The organism is Rhizobium atlanticum, from assembly GCF_030182485.1.
Classification (GTDB): Bacteria; Pseudomonadota; Alphaproteobacteria; order Rhizobiales; family Rhizobiaceae; genus Rhizobium.
The window spans coordinates 400,551-420,973 of sequence record NZ_JAQJCJ010000002.1 but is presented as its reverse complement, the minus strand read 5'-3'; the positions used below and the strand labels follow the sequence as shown (position 1 = coordinate 420,973).

Here is a 20,423-nt window from a genome sequence, read left to right as displayed (position 1 = left end):
GGTTAAGCGGCATGTTTGGAAAACGCGGAAACGAAGGTTTCGGAAAGGCCGGAGGCGCAATAGCTCCTCCGCCGCCGCCGGCCCCGGCCGCCGCCCCCGTGGCTTCTTCTCCTGCCGTCCTCGTCGAACCCCAGCGCGAACCCTTGCGCCAGCAGGTGATGCCGCCGCCGATGCAGGCGCCGCAGCGCAAGCGGCCCGTTCGCACCGACGAATATTATGATACCAAACAGCAGGTATTTTCCGCGCTGATCGACACAATCGATCTCTCGCAGCTTTCCAAGCTCGATGGCGAAAGCGCGCGCGAGGAAATCCGCGACATCGTCAACGACATCATCACCATCAAGAATTTTGCGATGTCGATCTCCGAGCAGGAAGAACTGCTCGAGGATATCTGCAATGACGTTCTGGGCTACGGTCCGCTGGAGCCCTTGCTGGCGCGCGACGACATCGCCGACATCATGGTCAACGGCGCCGGCCAGACCTTCATCGAAGTTGGCGGCAAGACGATCGAATCGGAAATCCGCTTCCGCGATAATGCGCAGCTTCTGTCCATCTGCCAGCGCATTGTCAGCCAGGTCGGCCGTCGCGTCGATGAATCGAGCCCGATCTGCGACGCGCGCCTGCCCGATGGCTCGCGCGTCAACGTCATCGCGCCGCCGCTGTCGATCGACGGGCCGGCGCTCACCATCCGCAAGTTCAAGAAGGACAAGCTGACGCTCGATCAGCTCGTCCGTTTCGGCGCGATCACGCCGGAAGGCGCGACCGTGCTGCAGATCATCGGGCGCGTGCGCTGCAACGTCATCATCTCGGGCGGCACGGGCTCCGGTAAAACGACCCTCCTGAACTGCCTTACCAACTATATCGACCGGGATGAGCGCGTCATCACCTGCGAGGACACGGCCGAACTGCAGCTGCAGCAGCCGCATGTCGTGCGTTTGGAAACGCGTCCGCCGAATATCGAAGGCGAGGGCGAGATCACCATGCGCGATCTCGTCAAGAACTGCCTGCGAATGCGTCCCGAACGCATCATCGTCGGCGAAGTGCGCGGACCTGAAGTCTTCGACCTCTTGCAGGCGATGAACACCGGTCATGACGGCTCGATGGGCACGATCCACGCCAACACGCCGCGCGAATGCCTGAGCCGTATCGAATCGATGATCGCGATGGGCGGCTTCACGCTGCCGGCAAAGACGGTCCGCGAGATCATCTCCACCTCCGTCGACGTCATCATCCAGGCGGCACGCCTTCGCGACGGTTCGCGTCGCATCACACAGATTACCGAGGTGATCGGCATGGAAGGCGACGTCATCATTACCCAGGATCTGATGCGCTACGAGATCGAGGGCGAGGATGCGGGCGGCCGACTGATCGGCCGGCACATGTCGACCGGCGTCGGCAAACCGCATTTCTGGGATCGGGCTCGTTACTTCAACGAGGAAAAGCGCCTGGCAGCTGCCCTCGACGCGATGGAAGCGAAATCGAAGGAATAGGGTAATGTTCGGATTCGATCCGCTAGTCCTGGCAATCGTCGTCCTCGCCGCTGTATCCGCTGCGGCGGTCGCCTATGCCCTGTTGTTTTCCCGGATCGAGGCCGACAAGAAATCGGCAAGCCGCATCAACCGTGTCAAATCGGCTGAGGTCGACCGCGCCAAGGTCAAGGCTGCCCGCGACCGGGTGCAGGAGATGTCGAAGCGGCGCAAATCGGTGCAGGACAACCTGAAGGATCTAGAAAAGCGCCAGAACGAAAAGACCAAGAAGACGCTGTCGATGAAATCGCGGCTGGTGCAGGCCGGCCTGACGATCACGCTGACGCAGTTCTATCTCTTCAGCGCCATTTTCGCTTCGGTGCTGCTGTTCATGGCTTTCATCATCGGCGCGTCGTGGATGGTCATGATCGGTATCGCTTTCGTGGCCGGACTCGGCCTGCCGCGTTGGGTCATTGGTTTCCTGATCAAGCGCCGCCAGAACAAGTTCCTCAACGAGTTCCCCAATGCGCTCGATGTCATCACCCGCTCGATCAAATCGGGATTGCCGCTCAACGATGCGATCCGCCTTATCGCGACCGAAGGCACTGAGCCGGTGAAGAGCGAATTCCGCCGGGTGATCGAAGCCCAGCAAGTTGGCCTCAGCATTCCCGACGCCTGCGCCCGCATGACGCTCCAGATGCCGCTCCAGGAAGTCAACTTCTTCGCGATCGTCATCGCTATCCAGTCGCAGGCCGGCGGCAATCTCTCCGAGGCGATCGGCAACCTGTCAAAGGTGCTGCGCGAGCGCAGGAAGATGAAGGCCAAGGTCTCGGCACTGTCGATGGAAGCCAAGGCGTCCGCGGTCATCATCGGTGCTCTGCCCTTTATCGTCGCGACCCTCGTTTACCTCACCTCGCCGAACTACATGATCGTCCTTTTCACCGATCCGCGCGGCCATTTCATCATGGGCGCCTCGGCGATCTGGATGTCGATCGGCATCCTCGTCATGCGCAACATGGTCAATTTCGACATCTAGCGGGGAGAAGCACCATGTCGCAGGATCTTGCCGCAACGCTGACCAATCCGAGCATGCTGATCGCTATTTTCGTCGCGATCGCCGTCTTCGCGACTTTCTACACGATCGCCATCCCCTTCTTCGAGCGCGGCGATCTCAGCAAGCGCATGAAAGCTGTCTCGACCGAGCGCGAGCAGATCCGCGCCCGCGAACGCGCCCGCATGAACACGGAACCGGGCGCCGGCAAGGCTTCGCTCAGGAATCAGAACAATCGCTCGGTCCGCCAGATCGTCGAACGCTTCAACCTGCGCAAGGCGCTTGTCGACGAAAACACGGTCAACAAGCTGCGCGCCGCCGGTTTTCGCTCGGAAAATGCGCTGAATACCTTTCTCGTCGCGCGCTTCCTGCTGCCATTTCTCTTCCTCGCGCTCGCCGCCTTCTGGGTCTTCGGTCTCGGCGGCCTTGCTGAGCGCGGCATGCCCATGCGTATGCTCGCCGTCATCGGCATCGGCTATCTCGGCTTTTATGCGCCGAATATCTATATCTCCAACCGCATGAGCAAGCGTCAGCACTCGATCAAGCGCGCCTGGCCGGATGCGCTGGACCTGATGCTGATCTGCGTCGAATCCGGCATCTCGATGGAGGCGGCGATGCGTCGCGTGTCGGAGGAGCTCGGCGAGCAGTCGCCGCCGCTTGCCGAAGAGATGGTGTTGACCACCGCCGAACTCTCCTTCCTGCCGGATCGCCGCGTGGCGCTCGATAATCTCGCCGCGCGCACGCAGCTCGAGCTGGTGCGCTCGGTGACCCAGGCGCTGATCCAGGCGGACCGCTACGGCACGCCGGTTGCGCAGGCCCTGCGCGTTCTGGCCCAGGAAGGACGTGACGAGCGGATGAACGAGGCGGAAAAGAAGGCGGCCGCCCTGCCGCCGAAACTGACGGTGCCGATGATCCTGTTCTTCCTGCCGGTGCTGATCGCGGTTATCCTCGGCCCGGCCGGCATCCAGGTGGCGGACAGGTTCTGAACCGCAGGGGCCACTTCGACCCGCGTGACCGGCGCTGGCATAGCTGGTAAACGGGATGGGGCGGTCGGCAGCACGGAAGTGACCGCCGTTTTCCCCAGCGCTATCCGATTCCGAAGGAGAGGTTCCGATGTCTTCCGCAGGCATTTTCATCAGCATCATGGCGGCCTTGGCCGTCGGCGCGATGAGCCCCGGCCCGAGCTTCGTCGTCGTCTCCAGGATCGCCATCTCCCGTTCGCGGCTGGATGGACTTGCGGCCGCATTCGGCATGGGCGCCGGCGGCGTTGTTTTCGCCGGTCTGGCGCTCGCCGGTCTGACGGCATTGCTGTCGCAATTCGAATGGCTCTATGTGCTGCTCAAGGTGGCGGGCGGGGCTTATCTCCTCTACATCGCCGTCAATAGCTGGCGAGGCGCCGCAAAGCCGATCGAGCTTTCCGATGCCGTCAATGGCCATCGTGCGCCCGTGCGCAGCTTCATGACCGCATTGCTGACGCAGCTCAGCAACCCGAAGACCATCATCGTCTACGCCAGCCTTTTTGCGGCGCTTCTGCCGCGGACGGTGCCGCTCGATCTTCTCGTCGCGCTGCCGGTCGGCGTCTTCGCGGTGGAGGCGGGGTGGTATTCGATCGTGGCGCTCGCCTTTTCGGCCCGCCACCCGCGGCGGCTCTATCTCCATGCCAAGGGCTGGATCGACCGGGCCGCCAGTGCGGTGATGGGCGGTCTTGGTCTGCGGCTCATTTTTTCGGGCCTCAGCGTCAGGTAACTCGGGCGGAGAAGGGCTGGTCCTCCGGCAAAATGACGAGGTCAGTTGGTGTTGCTGTCACCGGCGGCGGCCGGCGCCTTGTCCTTGGCAGCGAGCTTCTGCCAGGAATTCTGCTGCGAGAGCATACCCTTGAGATAGGCCACGTTGGCATCGGCCTGCTGCGGCGAAAGCTCCCGCCGCGCGATCTGTTCGGCTTCTGCAAAACGCCCTTGCAGGCCGACGACGAGGGCAAGATTCTGCCGGACGCGGCTGTCGGCGGTCGGCTGCCCGGCGGCGGAGCGCAGATAGGTTTCGGCCGTGCGCAGATCGCCGGTCAGCACATAGGACATGCCGAGGTTGGAAAGGATGGAAGGTTCGTTCGGCTGAATGTCGAGCGCGTCGCGGTAGCGCTGCCGGGCCTCGCTCGCCCGGCCCATCTGGTCGAGGATTGCGCCTTCGGCCGAGATCAGCCTCCAGTCGGGACGATCGGGTGTCTGGGCGCGGCCGATCGTGTCGAGCGCCTGCTGGAACTGCCCGGCCGCCGCCTGCGCCTTGCCGTAGGCGGCCAGCACATTGCGGTCCCCCGGATTGGCGATCGCCACCTGCTGCATGACGGCGAGCGCCTGCGCGTCGCGGCCGCTCATGCGCAGCAGGTTGGCATAGTTGACGCCATTGACGGGATCGCGCGGGTTCTTTTCATAGGCCTGGCCGATCCGGTCCGTCGCCGAGCGCAGCTCGGTCGCATCCATCTCTTCGACCGGCTTGGTAAGCTTCGGCACCGAGCCTGTCGTCATCCGGTCCTTGGCCGTCGTCGAGCAGCCGGCAAGCGCGAGGATGATCAGCGATGCTGCTGCGCCGCGCAGAATGTCGTTGATGGATATGGTGATGCGGGAGGTAGGCATGTTGCGTTCCTGATTCCGAAATCGGCGCCTGACCTCGAAGCGGAAACAGGGAAAGGTTTGACGCAATCTTCGCTCCAGCAATAGTCTGTTAACCCTAACAGACCGTTAAGGAGCGATTCCTGACGACCGCCGAAGGACAATCATGGCCCCCTATCAGTTCATCGAAAGACCGACTCCCTTCAACACGAAGGGCGGCTCGACGCTGCCGATCTTTGCCGTCACCCCTGCCCATATCGAGACCGGCACGATCGATCCGATTGCGCTCGATTGGGCGCGTAAGGCAGGCTACAAGGCCGAAAGCGGCTCGCTCTTGCTGATCCCGACGGCCGACGGCCATCTCGGCGGCGCGCTTTTCGGCCTCGGCACCAACCCGTCGGAACAGCCCTACATCACCGGCAGGCTGGCCCGTGCGTTGCCCGCCGGCGACTGGCACATCGAGACCGCGCCGCTGACGGCAAATCGCCTCGCCCTCGGCTTCGGGCTCGGCAGCTACCGTTTCGATCGCTACAAATCGGAAAAGTCGCCGGCAGCGACCTTGATGATCCCCCGAGATGCGGACGGCGCCGACATCAAGCGCCAGCTCGCCGGCGTCTTTCTTGCCCGCGACCTCATCAATACGCCGACAAACGATATGGGGCCGGATCAGCTCGAGGCCGCTTTCCGCGCCCTGGCTGCACATTACAAAGCGGAACTGTCGGTCATCACGGGCGATGAACTGCTCGAGCAGAATTTCCCGCTCGTCCACACCGTCGGCCGCGCCAGCGCTGACGCGCCGCGTCTTCTTGAGCTGCGCTGGGGCAAGAAGGGCCATCGCAAGGTGACGCTCGTCGGCAAGGGCGTCTGCTTCGATACCGGTGGTCTGGATATCAAGCCTGCCGCCTCGATGCTGCTGATGAAGAAGGATATGGGCGGCGCGGCAAATGTCATGGGGCTCGCCCTGATGATCATGGACGCCAAGCTGAAGGTCGATCTGCGCGTCATCGTACCGGTCGTCGAAAACGCCATCTCCTCCAATGCCTTCCGCCCAGGTGACATTTACCGCAGCCGAAAGGGCCTGACCGTCCAGATCGACAATACCGACGCCGAAGGCCGGTTGATCCTAGCCGATGCGCTTGCCTATGCCGACGAGGAAGAGCCCGAACTTTTGATCGACATGGCGACGCTGACAGGGGCTGCCCGCGTTGCCCTCGGTCCGGATCTTCCGCCCTTCTTCACCGACGATGCCAATCTGGCCCATGACCTGACCGAAGCAAGCCTGGAGACGGATGATCCGATCTGGCGCCTGCCGCTCTATGCCGGCTACGAAAAAGATGTCCGCGCCAAATTCGCCGACCTGACCAATGCCCCGGCCGGCGGCATGGCGGGGTCGATCACCGCCGCGCTTTTCCTCAAGCGCTTCGTCAGCAAGACCAAGAGCTGGGCGCATTTCGATATTTACGGTTGGGCTCCGTCCGAACGGCCACATTCGCCAGGCGGCGGCGAGGCACAGGCGATCCGCGCGCTCTTTCGGCATATCCGCACCAGTCTGCGCTGACGCCTCCTGGATAATGCTAAGGCGCATTTGCACGACTCTGTTGCGCACTGCGCCTGGCGGCCGATCGTTAAAATTTTATTCACCCTGCCGGACGGCAGTTCCCGCCACCACTTGCATGTCCACGGCAACTGCCGGAAAATGAAACGCTAGCGTAACGATTTCCGGAGGGGCCGTGCCGATCGAACTGACCGCCTCGCAGGCGCTGGGGCTCTGGCATGGCGTGGCGCTCGACCAGGTTCGTCATGACGACCGCGATTTGACATTGCGCCAGATGGCGATCCTCCTGCATATTTACCTCGTGCCGCCGCCCCACACGGTGCGCGGGCTTGCCGCCACGCTCAACGTCACCAAGCCGGTCATTACCCGCGCCTTGGATACGATGGGTGAGATGGGCCTGGTTGATCGCGTGCGCGACGATGCCGACCGTCGTAATGTGATCATCAAACGTACCGTCGGCGGTGCGCTTTACCTGGAAAAGCTCGGTGATCTCGTCCGGGATCAGGGCCGGCGGCTACCGATCTAAAAGGGCGATCTGAAAGGGACATAAATGATGATGCTCGACCGCCGCCTGCATGCCTATCGGCCGGATCTCGCGGAAGCGGGGCTCAAGGGCAAGGTGGAGGCATCGCGCTTCGTGGAAGGCGCCGCAGCGCGTGTTGCCGTTCCCGTCGTTGCCCTGCGCCCAGAGCCGGAACTTGCCCGCGGCATCGATACGGAACTGCTCCTTGGCGAGGAGGTGACCGTTTTCGATCGCGCCGACGGTTGGTGCTGGGTAAAAGCTGCCTCCGACGGCTATGTCGGTTATCTCCAGGCAGAGGCGCTCTCGCAAACCGGGCCGGCGCCAACCCACATCGTCACCGTCCAGCGCACCTTCCTCTATCCGGAGCCGGAGCTGCGCAAGCCGCACCAGGCCATTCTGTCAATGGGAAGCCGCGTTCACATCACCGGCGAGGCAGAAGTGCGCGGCAACCGCTACGTCGTGCTGCCGGGCGGCACGGCAATCTTCGCCAGGCACGTGCAGCCGATCGGCGCTCTCGACGGTGCCGATTATGTCGCGATCGCCGCCCGTTTCCTCGAGACGCCCTATCTCTGGGGCGGCCGATCCGGCCTTGGCATCGATTGCTCCGGCCTCATCCAGCTGGCGATGCTGATGGTGGGCAGACTGGCGCCGCGTGACACCGACATGCAGGCGGCCGGACTCGGCGAACCGATCGACCGCTCGGAGATCCGCCGCGGCGACCTGGTGTTCTGGAAAGGACATGTCGCGATATTCGAAGATCCCCAAACCATTCTCCACGCCAACGGCCATAGCATGACGGTGGCGCGTGAGAATTTCGAGGCGGCCGTCGAGCGCATCGGCTCGCTGTACCAACGGCCGACGGGCTATCGCCGCCCGTTTGGCTAAGTGATCGGCCGCTGCGGCCAGATGCTCACGCCGCCGGTCCAATCCTCGAAAGCTTTCGACAGTCTCAGCACCCGCATGTCGTCGAAACGCGGTCCGACGATCTGCAGCCCGATCGGCATGCCCGACCGGGAGAAGCCGCAATTGATCGACGCGGCCGGCTGCTCCGACATGTTCCACGGTACGGTGAAGGCGATATGTTCGAACGGTCTCGTCGGATCATTGGTCGGCGATGCCCACTCGGCCGGATAGGAGATGACGGGGTTGGTCGGCGAAAGCAGGGCGTCGACCGTGGTGAACAGCCGTCCGCAACTCCTGCGCATTTCGATCGTCTGATTGAAGCCTCTGACTGCATCGACGCCGCTGATATCGGCGCCGGCCTTCGCCCAATCTCTGATATAGGGCAGGATGCTATCGCGCCGCTCTTCGTTGAGCCCTGCGATATCGCTCCACAGGCGGGCGCGCCAGAACATGTCGAGCCCGTCAAGCATCGCGCGCGTTAGCACCGGTTGAACGGAGATAATGGTCGCGCCGCCTTTCTCGAAACGTTTCGCTGCCGATTCGACCGCGACCCTGATCTCATCATCGACAGCAAACCCGCAGCCGGCATCGAGCATCAGGCCGATTTTCATGCCTGACATGTCGACAACGAAATCCATCCAGTCGAAATCATTGGGCGGCAGGCTGGTCCCGTCGCGCCAGTCGGGCCGTGACAATGTCGCCATGGAAAAGGCGGCGTCCTCGACAGTGCGCGTCATCGGGCCGAGACAGCGCCCGACATAATAGGGATCGGCCGGAATGCGCCCGTGGCTCGGCTTGAAGCCGAAGATGCCGGTCCAACCGGCAGGAAGCCGCACCGAACCGCCGATATCCGTGCCGATGTGCAGCGGCCCGTAACCGGCCGCCGCCGCGGCCGCGGCGCCGGCGCTCGATCCGCCGGGATTCTGCGTCACGTCCCAGGGATTGCGACTGAGAGGGTGGAAGCTCGACAGGCCGGAGGAGAGCATGCCGTAATCCGGGCAGGTGGTTTTGGCGAAGATCACCGCGCCATCCTCGCGCAACCGCGCGGCAGCCGGCGCGTCGGCCTCCGCCGGCTTCAGTTCCATCGCCTTGGTGCCGAGGGGCACCGGCTGGCCCTTCGTCGCGATCAGTTCTTTCAGCGTTGCCGGGATGCCGTCGAGCGTGCCGAGCGTTCGTCCCTTCGCCCAGCGCTCCGTCGAAGCTTTCGCCTGCACGCGCGCCGCCTCCGGGTCGTAGAGGTAGAGTGCTGAGATCGACGGCTCCCAGGCGGCGATATGGTCTTCGAGGGAAAGCCAGTATTCGAGCGGCGAGAGGCTCTTATCGGCGAAGCGTAGCCTGAGTTCACGGATGGTAAGGTCGGTTTCGGCCATCAGCGGCTCGCCTCGCGTGGATCGAGAAGATCGCGCAAGCCGTCGCCGAGCATGTTGAAGCCGAGCACGGTGAGCGCGATGGCAAGGCCGGGCAGGACTGCCAGCCAGGGGGCCAATGCCAGATAGGTTTGCGCATCCGCAAGCATTCGGCCCCATGTCGGCGCCGGCGGCGCCATGCCGAGCCCGAGAAAGCTGAGGCCGGCCTCGGTCAGGATCGCCAGTCCGAGCTGGATTGTCCCATGCACGATGATCTGGCTGATGATGTTCGGCAGCACATGGCGCAGCGAAATGGTCAGGCGCGTATTGCCGATCGCGCGTGCCGCCGTCACATAATCGCGGCTCCAGGCCTGCAGCGAGGTTGCCAGCGTCACCCGTGCAAAGACCGGAATCATGAAAACGGCGATCGCCGTGATTGCGGTGAACCGCCCCGGCCCGAGAAAGGCGCCGAGCACCATGGCCGACAGGATCGGCGGCAAGGCGAAGATGACGTCGCAGATGCGCATCAGCAGCGCTTCGGCTGGACCGCGGATAGCCGCTGCGGAAATGCCTGATATCGAGCCGAGCGTCCCGCCGATCGCAACCGCAGTGATGGCGATCGACAGGGAGTTCCAGCATCCGGCCATCAGCATCGATGCCACGTCGCGGCCGAACTGATCCGTGCCGAGCAAGCCGAAAGCAAGCGGCGGCTGCAGTTTATGGATGATCTGCATCTTCGCCGGCGGCAGCGGCGTCCAGACGAGCGATAGCAGCGCAACGGCGACCAGCAAGCCAATGATGACAGTGCCCGCGATGAGGTTCATTCGCCGGCTAAGTCTGGCAGTTCTTCGGCGGCAGGCGATGGCGGGGGATACGATCTGGGCCATCTTTCAGACCGCCTTTCTCATCCTGGGGTCGATCGCCAGATAGGAGAGATCGACGACGAAATTCACCACGATGACCAAGCCTGCGAAGAACAGCACGACATCCTGCATGACGATGACGTCGCGCTGGGAGAGTGCCTGAAGCGCAAGCCGCCCGAGCCCCGGCAGGTTGAAGACGTTTTCCACCAGTACCGCGCCGGCGACCAGAAAGGTGAATTGCAACCCGATCATCGTCAGAATCGGGATCAGCGCATTCGGCACGATATGCCGCCAAAGCACCGCACTGCTCGACAGCCCCTTGGCCACCGCGGTGCGGGCAAAATCCTCATGCATCGCCTCGAGCACCGCCGAACGTGCGACGCGCGTCAACACCCCCGCCTGCGGCATCGCCAGCGCGACGGTCGGCATGACGAGCGCCTGCAATGCCGGCAGAAACCCCTCGTGCCAGCCAGGAAAGCCGCCCGCCGGCATCAGTCCGAGCAGCGTCGAAAACAGGATGATCATGAGCAGCGCCACCCAGAAGGCGGGCACGGCGATGCTGATCTGCGAAAAGAGCGTTGCGATGATGGCGAAGACGCCGCGGCGCGAAGCGGCCAGTGCGCCGAGCGGCAGGGCAATCGCCACCGACAGCACGATTGCCATCAGCGCCAGCGGCAGCGTCACCGCCAGCCGCTCGACGATCAATCCGGCGACCGGGACGCCGTAGGTGTAGGATTGGCCGAGATTGCCCGACAGCACGCCGGCGAGCCATTGGCCGTAACGCAGGATGAGCGGCTGGTCGAGGCCGAGCTCGTCACGCAACGCCGCCAGCGTCTCCGGGCTTGCCGAGGTGCCGAGCATGATCGAGGCGGGGTCGCCGGGCAGAAGATCCATGAGGGCGAAGATCAGCAGCGAGACGATGAGAAGTGTGATGAACAGGCCGGCGAAGCGGCGGGCGAGGCGGGTGATCATATGGGGTCGAGAACGGCTGCGGCGGGACGCGGCACGCCCCTTTTGCCCTCACTCGGAGCACCCGACGCGCCGGCGGCGAGTTTGGCGAGAACGCCAACCTCACTTTCCGTCCCAGACCTTGAGCCTGGGATCCATGCCACTGCTGTTGATGGATGTGGTGTGGATGCTCGGGTCAAGCCCGAGCATGACGGAGCGTTGGGCTGGCGGGAGGAGGCAATCAGCGCGCAGATGCCCATGCCAGGAATACCATACGTCAACAAAACCAAACAATGCCGGCCCGGACTGAACTGGCCTGGTGAGGGAGGGTGAGGGCTGCGTGCCATATCGGCCAAATGTATATCGGATCTCTCCAAGGCCATCACCTCATCACACCCCTACCGAGCCTACCGCTCACTCGTCCCAGGAAACACCGGAAAGCACATTGGAGGGAATCGGCTCGTTCTCCCATAGCCCCTTCAACTTCCTGTCCCAGACACCGAGTTTCGGCATGACGAAAAGGTAGAGCGCCGGCACGTCTTCGGCCAGAATCTTCTGCGCCTCGCCATAGATTGCATTCTGCGCGGCAGGATCGGCGGTCTCCTGGACCTTCTTCATCAGCGCGTCGAAGGCCGGGTTCCTGTAATTGAAATAATAAGGATCGCGCGCATAGATGTCGATGTCGAGCGGTTCGGCATGGGCGACGATCGTCATGTCGAAATTGCGATCCTTCATAACGTCCTGAACCCATTTCGCCGGGAATTCCGTCGGCTCGATGTTCATTGTCACGCCGATCTCGGCAAACATCGCCTGCATCACCTGGGCGCTGCGCGGCGCATAGGCCATCTGCGGCGATTTGATCGTGAAGGTGAAGCCATTGGGGTAGCCGGCCTCAGTAAGCAGCGCCTTTGCCTTTTCGACATCATAGGGCAGCACGCCGGTCATGTCCTTGTAGCCCGGATCGTTCGGCGTGTAGTGGCTGCCGATCGGCGTGCCGAGGCCGGACCACGCCCCCTCAATCACCGTCTGGCGGTCGATCGCCATCATCAGCGCCTGGCGGACGCGCTTGTCGTCGAAGGGCTTCTTCTCATTGTTCATGCCGGCGACGACCTTGAGTTCGGTATTGCCGACCTTGGTGATGAGTCTGGTGTCGCCGTCGAAGGAACTCATCAGCTCGGGTGCGGCAAATTCCGGAAAGGCGTCGAGATCGCCGGATTTCAGCGCGGCTGCCTGCGCCTGCGGATCGGCGATGAAGCGGAAGGTCACCTTCTCGAGCTTGGCAACCGCATCCTTGTTCCAGTAGTCGCCATTCCTGACGAGTTCGACCCTGTCGCCCTTCGTCCAGCTGGCAAATTTGAAGGGACCGGTGCCGATCGGCGTCACTTTGTCGTTATCGGCCGTCTTCGGGGCGACCATGACGGATGCCGGCCAGCCGAGCCAGTAGATCAGGCTGCCGGTCGGCGCCGAGAGATGCAGCACCAGCGTTTCGGCGTCTGGCGTGTCTATCGAGGCGATCGAGGCGAAGAAGCGCTTCTGCGGGTTTACCGAATCCGCCCCGCGGGCGCGGTCCAGCGAAAACTTGGCGGCAGCGGCATCGAATGCTTCGCCGTCATGAAATTTGACGCCGGTCCGCAGCTTGAAGGTATAGATCAAGCCATCGGCCGAGATTTCCCAGCTTTTCGCCAGCTGCGGCTGGACCTTGCCGGTCTGATCAATCGTCACCAGCCCCTCGAACACATTCTGCCAGGTGACCTGGCCGATCGCGACCGGTGCGGCGATCGTCGGGTCGAGGCCGGTTGGTTCGACGCTCATGCCGAGATTGAGGGCGGTCTTGGCCGCTTCTGCCGGTGTCATTGCCGTCACTACGAGACCGGCCGACAACGCAGCACCGAGGGAAAGCCGCTTGATGAAGCGCCCCGAAGACGCAAACGAAACCTTGTTCATCATATCCCCCGGCACATGATTCGGTTCTCACCAGCTCGTCGAAAATACATCAGCGCCAGGATCTGCATTCACGTGTCTCCGCCATTCTATCAGGTTGCGACCCTATTCAATCAATGGCGTTCAGCATAGCGGTCTCGCCATGCTGTTTGTCCGCCTTCGGCCGGAAGGGCGCTTGCCATATAGACGCCGCGCGCGATTGCCCGCGCCATGACAATAGCGGCAAGGTGGCAAAGTTCCATGAGGCTTGCCATGTCGTTTCTCAAATGTTTGGCGGTCGAAGCGGCAAAGACGGTATCGCCGTCGAGCGGCAGATGTGCCGGCAGCAGCGCCCGGGCAAGGCCGTCATGACCGGCAAGTGAAAGCCGATGCGCTTCCGCCTTCGTCAGCTGCGCGTCGGTCACGACAGCGCCGATCGTCGTTGCCGGCGTGCTCATTCCCTTGAGCCGCATCCGGTGATCGGTCGTCGCAGGCATGCCGAGCCCGCCGAACTCGCCGTCTTTCTCGAAGGGTGCCGCCCAGAAATGCGGCCCGTCGGCAATCGTTGCCGAACCGAGCGCATTGACGGCGACGATCGCACCGATGCGGTGACCGGCGCTGCTGACGGCACTGGCCGAGCCGAGCCCACCCTTGAAAGTGGCCGTCGTCGCCCCTGTGCCGGCGCCGGCGGTGCCGAGCGCAAATTCACCCTTGGTCGCGGCCTTCAATGCCGCATAACCCATCTCACGATAGGGGGAGTGAAGGCCCCAATCCTTGTCGCCCCCGTTCAGCAGGTCCATCAGGATCGCTTGCGGCACGATCGGAATCCTCACTGGCCCGACTGCAAAGCCGCGGCCGGCTTCGCGCAAGCCGGCCTGCACGCCGCCGGCCGCATCGAGCCCGAAGGCCGAGCCGCCCGAGAGCACGAAGGCATCGACGGCACTGACGGTCATCGACGGGTCGAGCAGGCCGGTGTCACGTCCGCCCGGCGCGCCGCCGAGCACTGCGCCGGAGGCAACCGCCGGCTCGTCGAAGACGATGACCGTGACGCCGGATCCCAGCACGAGGTCGGTCGCATGGCCGACGGAAACGCCTTCGATGTCGGTGAGCAGATTGATAAGATCGGGCAAGGGCTGGTCCTGGTGGCGCTGATACGGCCGATAGGACTGCAATTGCCCTCAAAAAACAAGACCGGCCCTTCTGGCAGGACCGGTCACATCGGAAAAGCCGCGAAGGCCGGTAGCGGCCGCATGCCGTCAGGCATGAAGCGGCTTCGGATGACGGCGGGTCATCAGGTCGTGGATGGCCAGCCGCACCTCGTCGGGCGAACCGAACCGCTGCTCATCGAGGTCGTGGACATGGAATTTCACGGCGATGAACTTCAGCCGATCTTCGTCGGGGATAACGATGCCGACGGGAACGCCTGCATATTCGATAACTTGCTTCTTCATAGATAGAACTCCTGCCGCGCGGGCATGCGCAGCCATGGCGAATTGACTTGTCTGGTACCGTTGAAAGGAGGACGAACGTCACATTCGACAGTTCGGGCGGGAGAGGGCGCCCGGACGGTCATTGCCAAGCACAGATCGCCCAAGGAGAGTGGCGAGAATTTCGATGTCTATCATGTCTCGTTCCTTTCGTTGGCGTTGCGCTCGATGGTCCCGGAAGAGCCCCGGGGCCGGTGATTGCTGTCTTCAATATCTACTAACTTAGTAGAGATTACTCGACAGCCTGTCGGAAACATATTCCGAAACGTGTCAAAATATCGACGATCCGAAAAAATTTATTCCATCCTGGCACGAACTTACAGAAGGAAACATATCAGCTCTTCGTAAAATTCGCATGACAGAATCGAAACTCTTTCGATCGCCGCAGCAGAAATAGGAAGTCTGTCTGATTCCGGCAATGGGCCTCATCGTTAAAAATCGAGATGCCTCGAAATGACCGATTTGGTTAACGTCCGAAAGCATGGATCACCAGCCTTCCTGGAGCACCTTTTCCAGCATGTCTGCGAAGAAATCCGCGCTTTCGATACTGAGGCAGAGCGGCGGCTTGATCTTCAGCACATTTTGGTGATCGCCGGTCGGCTGCATGACGATACCGAGCTCGAGAAGCCGGTCGCAGATCGCCGCCGTCTCTTCCGTCGCCGGCTCAAGCGTCGTTCTGTCGCGGACGAATTCCAGGCCGAGATAGAGACCCATGCCGTGGACGGCGCCGGCGATCGCGTGCCGATCGATCAGCGCGGCAAGCCGAGCCTTCAGATGATCGCCGACCGTGCGGACATTTTCCTGCAGCTTCTCCTCAGCCATGATATCGAGCACCGTCATGCCGGCGACGCAGCTGACCGGGCTGCCGCCGGTGGAGGAGAAGAAAGGCCCTTGCTTCTCCAGCGACTGCGCAATCTCCCGTCTGGTGATGACGGCGCCGAGCGGATGGCCATTGCCCATGCCCTTGGCGATAGTGATGATATCGGGCACGACCCCTTGCTGTTCGAAGCCCCAGAAATAATGGCCGAGCCTGCCGTAACCGACCTGCACCTCGTCGGCGATGCAGAGCCCGCCGCGGGCGCGCACCTCGGCGTAGATCTCCTTCAGGTACCCTTCCGGCAACGGAATGCCGCCGGCATTGCCGTAAATCGATTCGCATATGAAGCCGGCGAGGCCCTGGCCGCCGGCGTCGATCGTCTCGAGCATCCGCTTGACGGCGGCCAGGTAGCTCGCCGCCGTGTCGGGTCCGCGAAACGCACCGCGATAGGTATTCGGCGAAACGGCCGCATGCACCCAATCCGGTCGGGTGGTCAGCGCCAGCGGATTGTCGGCGATCGAAGTGGAGACGGCGTCGCTCGCCGCCGACCAGCCATGATAGGCTTCGAGCAGGCAGAGCATGTTGCGGGCGCCGCTATGGGCCTGTGCCAGTTGAATCGCCAGATCGTTCGCCTCGGAGCCGCTGTTGACGAGGAAGACCGCGTCGAGGCCATCAGGCGCGAGCGCCGCGAGACGCTCGGAAAACTCCGCAATCGCCGCATAGTGGAAGCGCGAATTCGTATTGAGCCGCAGCCATTGGGCGTTGATTGCCGCCGCCAGTCTGCGATGGCCGTGGCCGACAATCGTGACATTGTTGACCATGTCGAGGTAGGCGCGGCCCTCGACATCGAACAGATGTTCCCTCCAGCCGCGCTCGATCTGCGGCGGCGCGGCATAATAGTTCTTCTGGGCGCCGGCAAGATGGGCCTGCCGCCTGACGAGCAGTTCGGCGGTCTCCGGTTGCGGCGCATCCGCTCCCGGGCTGAGAAGGGATGAAGGCGAAGGGCAGAGCACCGACCAGGCGGCTGCCTCGCGCGGCGTGGAAAAGAGCGGCGGTTCGAGGCCCACGACGCTGCAGAGCTGGAGGCGCAGGCCACCGAGCGACGAAGTCTCTCCGAAAACCGAACCGAGCGGATCGCCGGCGGCAAGCACGGCGCCATCCTCGACCCCACCCTCGATAAAGGGGTCGAGCCCATCGAGGTGCAAGGTCATGCTGTCGTCCGTCAGTGTCAGATGGTGGTCCTTCCAGCCGATGCGGCCGGCAAAGGGCGCCGCGACCGCGCTTCCTGCCGCAAGGCAGATGTCGACATGCAGGGCGAAGGTCGCCTGTGCCCTCGTGTTTCCGAGGGCAGCGCGGGAAAGCCGATATTCACCATAGCGCGTCGCCGCCGTCCCGTTTTCGGTTGCAGCCCGGGCAAGCAGCCGCCAGTCCATGTCGGCGTCCAGCCAGTTGCCTGCGGAAAAATGCGCACTTCCTACGCCAAGGTCGACATAGGCGATCGTGGTGGGGTCGATATCGGGCAGCAAGGGAAGCCATTCTGATGCCGACGGGGCGGCGACATCAGCGCCTGCGGCCCTGAGGATCGCAGCTTCCATGAGTTCGAAAGGAACCGACATTGCCGTATCGAAGATCGCCCGCTCGAGGTCGAGATTGCTGCGGACATAATCGTTATCGGGATCGATCGACATCTGCTGTTCGCTGCTGGCGACGAGGATGGCCGCGCGTGCGACGATCAACGGCCACAGTGCTTTCAGTTCTTCGTCGGTCAGCGGATAGATCGCCTGATAGGCGGTGACGGCGGGCAGGATATGAAAGGGATCGCCATTCGCCTGATGCAGCAGCGAAGCGCAGGTGACGGCAAGATCGCCGACCAGCCAGCCGCGGATGATGTCGCCGAAATCGATCACGCCATCAGGGATCGTGTGGCCACGGGCGTCGCGATGGCCGACGACGTTGTCGCCGGTGACGTCGTGATGGACGGCCTGAAGCCGAAGCGACGGCGCCAAGGGCTGGATCCGGCGAACGGCCACCACCATGGTTTTCGCGATCCGGTCGCGGGCGGCGCTGTCGGTGATGGCGGATAGCAGCTGTACGGCGACAGGGCCGGCGCGTCGCAAATCCCACTGCAGGCTACGGTCGAGGCCGGGATGGTCGAAATCGGCAAGCGCCTGCGCCAGTCTCGCGCAGAGCGCGCCAAGCGCCGCGACGGACGCCGGCGCCAGATATCTCATCTCCGTCAGTCCCTGGCCTTCCAGATATTCCAGCAGCCGGACCTGATAGTCCCGCCCGCGCACCGTAAGGACGACAATTTCCCGCCCGTCATTCGTGGCGATCACCTTCGGAACACGTGGCGCGTCCTGCCGGCTCTTGAGATGATGGAGCGCGGCATTCTGCGCCTCAAGCTCGCGGGCCTCGTAGGCGGCGTGGCAGATCTTCAGGACGTATCGACCGCGATCACTGTCGAGGCGGTAGTTCCGATCCTGCTGGCTGCCGAGTTCGGAGAGAATGCCGGATAGGCTATAATGGGCAAGAAGGATTTCTTCTGCGTCAGCAACGGTAACGTCGGGACGCGGCAGCGTCATGCGATCAACAAGCGCCTCGTCGGTCATGACACCCCTCCCGCAGCATGATTCGATTACCCCTTAGGCGCGATAATCAAATACTTGCCGCTGGCAGGCAACGGGAGATTGTTGTCCGCCAGCAAAAGAGATGCGCGGCCTCGGCCGACTCACCCCATGCGTTCTGAGGCGTAGCTTCCGGGGCTGGCCGGGAAGACGACTGTGCGATTGCCGTTGATGAAGGTGCGGTGATGGATATGGGCGTGGATGGCGCGCGCCAGCACCTGGCTTTCGACGTCGCGGCCGATCGAGACATAGTCGTCGGGCGACTGCGCATGGGTGATGCGGGCGGTGTCCTGCTCGATGATCGGGCCTTCGTCGAGATCGGCGGTGACGTAATGGGCGGTCGCGCCGATCAGCTTGACGCCGCGCTGATAGGCCTGCTTGTAGGGGTTGGCGCCCTTGAAGCTCGGCAGGAAGGAGTGGTGGATGTTGATGATCTTGCCCGACATCTGCTTGCAGAGCTGGTCGGAGAGGACCTGCATGTAGCGGGCAAGCACGATCAGCTCGGTGCCGGTCTGCTCGACGAGGTCGACGAGCTGGGCTTCGGCCTGCGGCTTGTTCTCCTTGGTCACCTTGATGTGGTGGAAGGGGATGTCGTGATTGACCACAACCTTCTGGTAGTCGAAATGGTTGGAGACGACGCCGACGATGTCGATCGGCAGGGCGCCGATCTTCCAGCGGTAGAGCAGGTCGTTGAGACAATGGCCGAAGCGCGACACCATCAACAGCACCTTCATGCGGCTCTCGCTGTCGTGGAAGTCGTATTCCATCTCGAACGGCGCGGCGACGGCGGCAAAATCGGCGCTGATCGCCGAGCCGGAAAGTCCTTCCTCGGAAATGAAGCTGACGCGCATGAAGAACCTGCCGGTATCGAGATCGTCGAACTGGCTGGAGTCGATGATGTTGCAACCCTTCTCGGCCAGATAGCTCGAAATCGCTGCGACGATGCCGCGCGTCGACTTGCAGGATACCGTCAATACATAGCTTTTCATGTCTCTCCCTCTTCCCTCTTGGAGGCCGCAGCCCGTGCTTAGATCAAAGCCCGTGCCGCGAATAGGCCGGCGCACTTTCATTTATGCGACAAATTGCAAGATAAACCATCACGTTCCTGCAAGTTCTCTCATGGCGACATCAGCTTAGGAGAAGTTGCTCAAAACGCTGTGCCGCCAGCGCCGCACGGATGTGTATTCTCGCCTTCAGTGAATGAAACTAAAGCATGTCGCTGAAAGCTGATGAGCAATTTGCGACATCGAGAGGCGGGAAACCAAGGATGTGAAGGACGGGAAGTGAATCCGATGGGTTAGGCCGGCGGACGGCTCACGGCCGCCACTTTCCGGCGCGGCGTGGTGATTTCGTGGACGATTGCGCCGCCGACCGACGAAAGCACCAGCGCCAGGACCACGAAGAGCAGCGGCTGCTGCAGGATGCCGATCGGCAGGCGGTCCGAAGCCACCCTCAGGAAAGCGAGTGTGAAGGCGTGGGTGATGTAGATGCTGTAGGAGCAGTCGCCGAGATAGTTCAGCCATGCCAGAACCGGCAACCGGGAAAAGTCGATGGAAACTGCCCCGTAGATGATGAAGATCGCCGGGATTCCCCAGGCGTAGAACCGGCTCTCCGGCGGCATCAGCGCTTCGTTGACGAAGAGGAACACAAAACCCGTGGCCAGTGCCGCCCATGCCCAGCGGTTCGGCAGAAGCACCTTCTGCCCGTAAAGCCAGCCGAGCGCGACGCCCGCGAGGAACTCCAACATGATCGGCTGACCGTAGAACCGGGTGGCCGTCGTTTCCGGCAGCAGCCGGCAGGCAATCAGGATCACGGCAAAGACGGCGAACATCGCTGGAATCCGGCGGGCTTCCGACAGCGGCAGCAGCAACGCAAACACAAAATAGAAGAACATTTCGTAATTCAGCGTCCAGCCCGGCACGACGACAGGGGTGATCGTGCTTGGATCGGCGGCATTGGCCCATGGCAGGAACATCAGCGAGGCGATGAGATGCGGAAGGTCGAACACCGTGGATTTCAGCAGTGAAGGCGCCACCAGCGCCACGGCCGCCGAAAACAAGGTTGCCAGCCAATAGAGCGGGACGATCCTCCTGATGCGGCGGCGGGCGAAATCGCTGGGGCTGATCGCGCGCCCGCTCGTCGTCAGCCACATGACGAAACCGCTCAGCACGAAGAAGATGTCGACGCCCGTTTCGCCATAAAGAAAAGCCGTGGCGTCGACGGCGGGATTGACCTTGGCAAGCTGCAATATCGCATGGAAATAAACGACCATCAGCGCCGCAACAGCGCGCAGATATTGAAGCTGGACAAGCATCGA

General features: G+C 62.6%; 17 protein-coding genes. 7 read left to right on the top strand and 10 right to left on the bottom strand.

The annotated features are described in order from the left end of the window. Positions 1–11 precede the first annotated feature (11 nt). The 4 genes from PH551_RS04525 (at position 12) to PH551_RS04510 (ending at position 4,263) form a co-directional block, all read left to right on the top strand. Positions 12–1,490: a TadA family conjugal transfer-associated ATPase gene (locus tag PH551_RS04525; protein WP_285192022.1), complete on the top strand. Its 1,479-nt coding sequence runs from the start codon at positions 12–14 to the stop codon at positions 1,488–1,490. 4 nt (positions 1,491–1,494) lie between these two features. Beyond that, positions 1,495–2,502 (top strand): type II secretion system F family protein, encoded by a 1,008-nt coding sequence (locus PH551_RS04520; RefSeq protein ID WP_285192021.1) that lies wholly within the window; start codon positions 1,495–1,497, stop codon positions 2,500–2,502. A gap of 14 nt (positions 2,503–2,516) precedes the next feature. Continuing rightward, positions 2,517–3,503, top strand: coding sequence for a type II secretion system F family protein (locus PH551_RS04515; RefSeq protein WP_285192020.1), 987 nt, complete (start codon positions 2,517–2,519; stop codon positions 3,501–3,503). A 127-nt stretch (positions 3,504–3,630) separates the two neighbouring features. After that, the gene (locus PH551_RS04510) at positions 3,631–4,263 is read left to right on the top strand and encodes a LysE family translocator (RefSeq protein ID WP_285192019.1); all 633 of its coding nucleotides are present in this window, start codon (positions 3,631–3,633) and stop codon (positions 4,261–4,263) included. A 41-nt stretch (positions 4,264–4,304) separates the two neighbouring features. Here the strand turns inward: PH551_RS04510 and PH551_RS04505 are convergent, their stop codons facing one another. Then, positions 4,305–5,144 (bottom strand): tetratricopeptide repeat protein, encoded by an 840-nt coding sequence (locus PH551_RS04505; RefSeq protein WP_285192018.1) that lies wholly within the window; start codon positions 5,142–5,144, stop codon positions 4,305–4,307. A gap of 142 nt (positions 5,145–5,286) precedes the next feature. On the opposite strand from PH551_RS04505, the gene PH551_RS04500 reads away from it, so the two are divergent. The 3 genes from PH551_RS04500 (at position 5,287) to PH551_RS04490 (ending at position 8,083) form a co-directional block, all read left to right on the top strand. Then, on the top strand, positions 5,287–6,678 hold the full coding sequence (locus tag PH551_RS04500) for a leucyl aminopeptidase family protein (protein WP_285192017.1): 1,392 nt from the start codon (positions 5,287–5,289) through the stop codon (positions 6,676–6,678). 172 nt (positions 6,679–6,850) lie between these two features. After that, complete coding sequence (locus PH551_RS04495) at positions 6,851–7,201, top strand: MarR family transcriptional regulator (protein WP_011423607.1); 351 nt, start codon at positions 6,851–6,853, stop codon at positions 7,199–7,201. 24 nt (positions 7,202–7,225) lie between these two features. After that, the gene (locus PH551_RS04490) at positions 7,226–8,083 is read left to right on the top strand and encodes a C40 family peptidase (protein ID WP_285192016.1); all 858 of its coding nucleotides are present in this window, start codon (positions 7,226–7,228) and stop codon (positions 8,081–8,083) included. Here PH551_RS04490 and PH551_RS04485 read toward each other — a convergent pair. The 9 genes from PH551_RS04485 to PH551_RS04445 form a co-directional block, all read right to left on the bottom strand. Then, entirely contained in the window at positions 8,080–9,471 is a 1,392-nt protein-coding gene (locus PH551_RS04485; protein WP_285192015.1) for an amidase, read from the bottom strand. The genes PH551_RS04490 and PH551_RS04485 overlap by 4 nt on opposite strands. After that, positions 9,471–10,334 (bottom strand): ABC transporter permease, encoded by an 864-nt coding sequence (locus PH551_RS04480; RefSeq protein WP_285192013.1) that lies wholly within the window; start codon positions 10,332–10,334, stop codon positions 9,471–9,473. The genes PH551_RS04485 and PH551_RS04480 overlap by 1 nt, the downstream gene beginning before the upstream one ends. Before the next feature lie 3 nt (positions 10,335–10,337). After that, positions 10,338–11,282 carry an ABC transporter permease gene (locus tag PH551_RS04475; RefSeq protein ID WP_285192012.1) on the bottom strand — a complete coding sequence of 315 codons (945 nt, stop codon included), beginning with the start codon at positions 11,280–11,282 and terminating at the stop codon, positions 10,338–10,340. A gap of 390 nt (positions 11,283–11,672) precedes the next feature. After that, on the bottom strand, positions 11,673–13,202 hold the full coding sequence (locus PH551_RS04470) for an ABC transporter substrate-binding protein (RefSeq protein WP_285192011.1): 1,530 nt from the start codon (positions 13,200–13,202) through the stop codon (positions 11,673–11,675). Positions 13,203–13,312: 110 nt separating this feature from the next. Beyond that, a complete protein-coding gene (locus PH551_RS04465) occupies positions 13,313–14,308 on the bottom strand; it encodes a P1 family peptidase (RefSeq protein ID WP_285192010.1) in 996 nt (331 codons plus the stop codon). Between the two features lie 126 nt (positions 14,309–14,434). Continuing rightward, complete coding sequence (locus PH551_RS04460; RefSeq protein WP_003544544.1) at positions 14,435–14,629, bottom strand: hypothetical protein; 195 nt, start codon at positions 14,627–14,629, stop codon at positions 14,435–14,437. A gap of 522 nt (positions 14,630–15,151) precedes the next feature. Next, positions 15,152–18,091 carry an aminotransferase gene (locus tag PH551_RS04455; protein ID WP_285192006.1) on the bottom strand — a complete coding sequence of 980 codons (2,940 nt, stop codon included), beginning with the start codon at positions 18,089–18,091 and terminating at the stop codon, positions 15,152–15,154. A gap of 119 nt (positions 18,092–18,210) precedes the next feature. After that, positions 18,211–19,095, bottom strand: a complete 885-nt coding sequence (gene purU, locus PH551_RS04450) for a formyltetrahydrofolate deformylase (protein ID WP_183700708.1) — start codon at positions 19,093–19,095, stop codon at positions 18,211–18,213. Between the two features lie 308 nt (positions 19,096–19,403). Then, positions 19,404–20,420, bottom strand: a complete 1,017-nt coding sequence (locus tag PH551_RS04445; RefSeq protein ID WP_285192005.1) for an acyltransferase family protein — start codon at positions 20,418–20,420, stop codon at positions 19,404–19,406. Between the last annotated feature and the right edge of the window lie 3 nt (positions 20,421–20,423).

Excerpts from the sequence above, each read along its gene's own strand:
- PH551_RS04525 (WP_285192022.1), top strand. The coding sequence starts at position 12 with ATGTTTGGAAAACGCGGAAACGAAGGTTTCGGAAAGGCCGGAGGCGCA.
- PH551_RS04520 (WP_285192021.1), top strand. The coding sequence starts at position 1,495 with ATGTTCGGATTCGATCCGCTAGTCCTGGCAATCGTCGTCCTCGCCGCT.
- PH551_RS04515 (WP_285192020.1), top strand. The coding sequence starts at position 2,517 with ATGTCGCAGGATCTTGCCGCAACGCTGACCAATCCGAGCATGCTGATC.
- PH551_RS04510 (WP_285192019.1), top strand. The coding sequence starts at position 3,631 with ATGTCTTCCGCAGGCATTTTCATCAGCATCATGGCGGCCTTGGCCGTC.
- PH551_RS04505 (WP_285192018.1), bottom strand. The coding sequence starts at position 5,144 with ATGCCTACCTCCCGCATCACCATATCCATCAACGACATTCTGCGCGGC.
- PH551_RS04500 (WP_285192017.1), top strand. The coding sequence starts at position 5,287 with ATGGCCCCCTATCAGTTCATCGAAAGACCGACTCCCTTCAACACGAAG.
- PH551_RS04490 (WP_285192016.1), top strand. The coding sequence starts at position 7,226 with ATGATGATGCTCGACCGCCGCCTGCATGCCTATCGGCCGGATCTCGCG.
- PH551_RS04485 (WP_285192015.1), bottom strand. The coding sequence starts at position 9,471 with ATGGCCGAAACCGACCTTACCATCCGTGAACTCAGGCTACGCTTCGCC.
- PH551_RS04480 (WP_285192013.1), bottom strand. The coding sequence starts at position 10,334 with ATGGCCCAGATCGTATCCCCCGCCATCGCCTGCCGCCGAAGAACTGCC.
- PH551_RS04475 (WP_285192012.1), bottom strand. The coding sequence starts at position 11,282 with ATGATCACCCGCCTCGCCCGCCGCTTCGCCGGCCTGTTCATCACACTT.
- PH551_RS04470 (WP_285192011.1), bottom strand. The coding sequence starts at position 13,202 with ATGAACAAGGTTTCGTTTGCGTCTTCGGGGCGCTTCATCAAGCGGCTT.
- PH551_RS04460 (WP_003544544.1), bottom strand. The coding sequence starts at position 14,629 with ATGAAGAAGCAAGTTATCGAATATGCAGGCGTTCCCGTCGGCATCGTT.
- PH551_RS04455 (WP_285192006.1), bottom strand. The coding sequence starts at position 18,091 with ATGACCGACGAGGCGCTTGTTGATCGCATGACGCTGCCGCGTCCCGAC.
- purU (WP_183700708.1), bottom strand. The coding sequence starts at position 19,095 with ATGAAAAGCTATGTATTGACGGTATCCTGCAAGTCGACGCGCGGCATC.
- PH551_RS04445 (WP_285192005.1), bottom strand. The coding sequence starts at position 20,420 with ATGCTTGTCCAGCTTCAATATCTGCGCGCTGTTGCGGCGCTGATGGTC.